Source organism: Leisingera sp. JC1 (assembly GCF_001679925.1).
Lineage (GTDB): Bacteria > Pseudomonadota > Alphaproteobacteria > Rhodobacterales > Rhodobacteraceae > Leisingera.
Map to the genome: position 1 here is coordinate 1 of NZ_LYUZ01000005.1, position 2,982 is coordinate 2,982.

At 52.4% G+C, this 2,982-nt stretch carries 3 protein-coding genes and 2 pseudogenes; 2 read left to right on the top strand and 3 right to left on the bottom strand.

Going from position 1 to position 2,982, the window contains the following annotated elements; genetic code table 11:
- The 3 genes and pseudogenes from A9D60_RS02825 to A9D60_RS02835 all read right to left on the bottom strand — a co-directional run.
- On the bottom strand, positions 1-186 hold a 186-nt coding region (locus tag A9D60_RS02825), incomplete at its 3' end, for a transposase (protein WP_175392876.1).
- Positions 183-962 (bottom strand): type I restriction endonuclease, encoded by a 780-nt coding sequence (locus A9D60_RS02830; RefSeq protein WP_065266218.1) that lies wholly within the window; start codon positions 960-962, stop codon positions 183-185. The genes A9D60_RS02825 and A9D60_RS02830, both read right to left, overlap by 4 nt.
- A 249-nt stretch (positions 963-1,211) precedes the next feature.
- Positions 1,212-1,413 (bottom strand): annotated as a pseudogene (locus tag A9D60_RS02835) (transposase); the annotation flags it as partial.
- Between the two features lie 534 nt (positions 1,414-1,947).
- On the opposite strand from A9D60_RS02835, the gene A9D60_RS02845 reads away from it, so the two are divergent.
- Positions 1,948-2,754, top strand: a complete 807-nt coding sequence (locus A9D60_RS02845; RefSeq protein WP_083194083.1) for a recombinase family protein — start codon at positions 1,948-1,950, stop codon at positions 2,752-2,754.
- 69 nt (positions 2,755-2,823) lie between these two features.
- Positions 2,824-2,982 (top strand): annotated as a pseudogene (locus A9D60_RS25930) (IS5/IS1182 family transposase); the annotation flags it as partial.

Consider the following 2,982-nt stretch of genomic DNA (forward strand, 5'->3'; position numbering starts at 1 on the left):
ATAAGATAAGCAGAACTGGATCGCCGCATTCGAGAACACCGGCGGGCGCCCAGGGCGGCCCTCATGCGGCGCGTACCAGGCCATCTCCTTGTCCAGCCAGATCAGCAAAGACCCGCGCTTGCGGAGCGCAGCGTTGTAGGCGGACCAGTTCGTCGTGCGGTAGCGGGCGGGCTTGGGCTTGCTCATGACATCCGTCTAACCCCATGGATTCGTGTTGTGAATCCTCCAACGAGAGAGTTCTGCAACAATGCCCTGAAGAGATCAACATCTGAAGTGGTTATGTCTTCTGAAAACGCAGTCTCTATCTCGTTTTGTATAACGTGGTAGACGCTGTTTCGTCTAATCTTTGTGAAAGGTTGGTCGATGTATTGGTTTAGCCTTCTTTCAATTAGTTGGTCTTCACGACGCCCCAAAAGCTCGTTGTCAAGGGAGCCAGAAATAACAGCGCCGCGTGACAGAAGTGAATAAAACTCGTCAAGATCATCCTGAAGCGCGCTTGTAAGATTTGGAAAAATGATAGCTGTTGAGCGATCAAACCTTACTCCGTCGGTTCTAAGTGCTGGAAATATGATCCACTGACTTCCGTTCGTGACCACGGCAAATTGAACGCCGATCTTGCGGCAATAGTCGCGCGCCTGAGTGATTGCATCCCCAGTTTCTCCGGAAACCAACCTTCTGTTTAGCGTCTCTTTTCTCTTTGTCGGGACAGTCAGCTCTGCTCGCCCAACCTTTTTTGCCTCGATCACAAATGAAGAAAAGCCTGTCCGGACTACGTAATCCGAGTATTCAGTACTCCCATCTTCCGATACATGCTCTTCAACTGTTACATCGTCATGCGTCCAGTCAAGAACCTCAAACAGGATACGGTCAATTAGCTTTAGCCGGGTTTCGGCCTCATTAGCTTCGTACAGTCGGAGCTTCTCAAATCGCTCAAAGAGGCTCTTCGCCAACCCGTTTTCCATGCTCTTAAGAACTCCGTAAAATGAACCTGCCTCAGTTAGGGCTCAAACTCGCACGAGTGTGGCTCTCGTGAGAGAAGGACGATAGACGCCTCAAACTGTCTCCAAGTCACAGCCCCATTGTCGGATGAAGTTGCATCGGGAAACTGCAAGTGACAAGAGCGATTGTCTGCCGGTTCTGCTATAAGTTGGGCTGCCGACATTATTTTGATGAATCCCTGCCTAACTTCAACTTGAACCCAGCCATCTGACCCTGAGCTCCTCGCGTTGCTCATTCGAGTTGAGCAGCCGCCCGGCCTCCGACACCTCCATGCCGCCATATTTGGACTTCAGCTTGTAAAAGGTCGCCGGGCTCAGGCCATGCCGGCGGCACACCTCCGCCGTCGGCATCCGGGCTTTCCTGCTCTTTGAACATCCCGATGATTTGCGCCTCGGGGAAACGGCTCTTACGCATTCGTCTGCTCCTACATAGGTTGGGCAGACACTACTTCATGGTGAGGGGTTTGCGGGGGCATGTCAGCTCATAAAATGGGTGGCTTGAGCCAAGCGAGCGCAATCTAAGAGCTGCCCATTTTCGGGGCGAATCACGCCACTCACCAATGGAAAACTGCACCCGATCCGCAGTTCCCATGTCACACAAAATGACAATGACGGTTGCAATGTCCGACCGATCAGTCAGTGTCACTCCAGATGGCAGTCATCACCTTTAAGAGGTTGATATGTAACAGATAATGACCGCGCAGCCAGACTTTCTTCTGCTATACTTTGGTCAGTTTGAGCCGCCCTCAATGAAAGAATGACTGTCTCGGTTAAAATCAAAAGCGTTCGCAATCAGCGCGGAAGGTACCTGTTTCAGACCCGTGAGCGCCTTCAGTTGACGGAGGAAACAAATGCTCAAGTTCGTCGCGTCGCGGTCGAGATGGCAAAGTATCTCGCAGGGCAAATGGCCAAACAGGACAAACACAGAGAAGCTTAGAAGGATTGCGTCATGCGCTTTGTTGGATATGGACGAATGTCGTCCGACCTTCAGAACCCAAGGTCTGCCGATGACCAAATATTCGAGATCAAAACCGCTGGCGAGGCCAAAGGCTGGGTTTTCGTTAAAGGATACACTGATGCTTCGATGTCTGGGTCGACCATCTTCGGTCGCACAGGCTTTGGGGCAATGCGAAAGGACGCCAGAGACGGAAAGTTTGATTGTGTTGTTGTTGAAGATGTCGACCGTCTGAGCCGTAACCTGGGCGACTTGGCAAAGTTCGTTGAGTACATGGAGTTCTATAACATCACAATCTATAGCTTGTCGAAGGGCGCGTTCATCACCGAGATGGACGTCGGCTTCAAAGGCACCATGAGCGCTCAATTTCTGAAAGACTTGTCCCAAAAGACGCGGCGTGGCCTAGCTGCCGCCGTCAGGGACGGTCGTGCGGGAGGCGGTTTACCTTATGGATATCGACCCACCGTTAATCCCGGAGTTTTTGAAATCGACGAGGAAAAGGCCGATGTAGTGCGGCGGATTTTCCGTATGTATGCGCATGGCTATACCCCTCGTGAGATTGCCGGTGCACTTAACAAAGACGGAATTCCCTCTCCTAGGGGCGGAACATGGAATAGCAGCACCATAAACGGTCACCGGGCGCGAGGTGTGGGGATCATTCGAAATGAAATTTACGTGGGCGTCAGAGTTTGGAATAGAACCGAAAAACTTCGCAATCCGGAGAGTGGGCGGACGCATATCAGGCCGAAGCCTGAAGAAGAAAAAATTCGAGTTGACGTACCTGATCTAACAGGCTGCTGAAGAAGTCGGCTCTCGACGCGGCCTGAGGAACATGATTCACCCTCAGCACAATTTCGGCGGGGGATGGTGATGCGCGGGACGGACGAAGCGAGCGGATCGCTTTTCAGCTATGTCGATCTGGAAGAGCGCATCCCAGCACGGCACCCTCTCCGCAAGATCAGGCAGGTGGTCAACGACGCGCTGGCCAGTCTGGATGCCGATTTCGAGGCGGTCTACACCGATTTCGGC

Coding starts and splice junctions, on each gene's coding strand:
- A9D60_RS02830 (WP_065266218.1), bottom strand. CDS start 962: ATGGAAAACGGGTTGGCGAAGAGCCTCTTTGAGCGATTTGAGAAGCTC.
- A9D60_RS02845 (WP_083194083.1), top strand. CDS start 1,948: ATGCGCTTTGTTGGATATGGACGAATGTCGTCCGACCTTCAGAACCCA.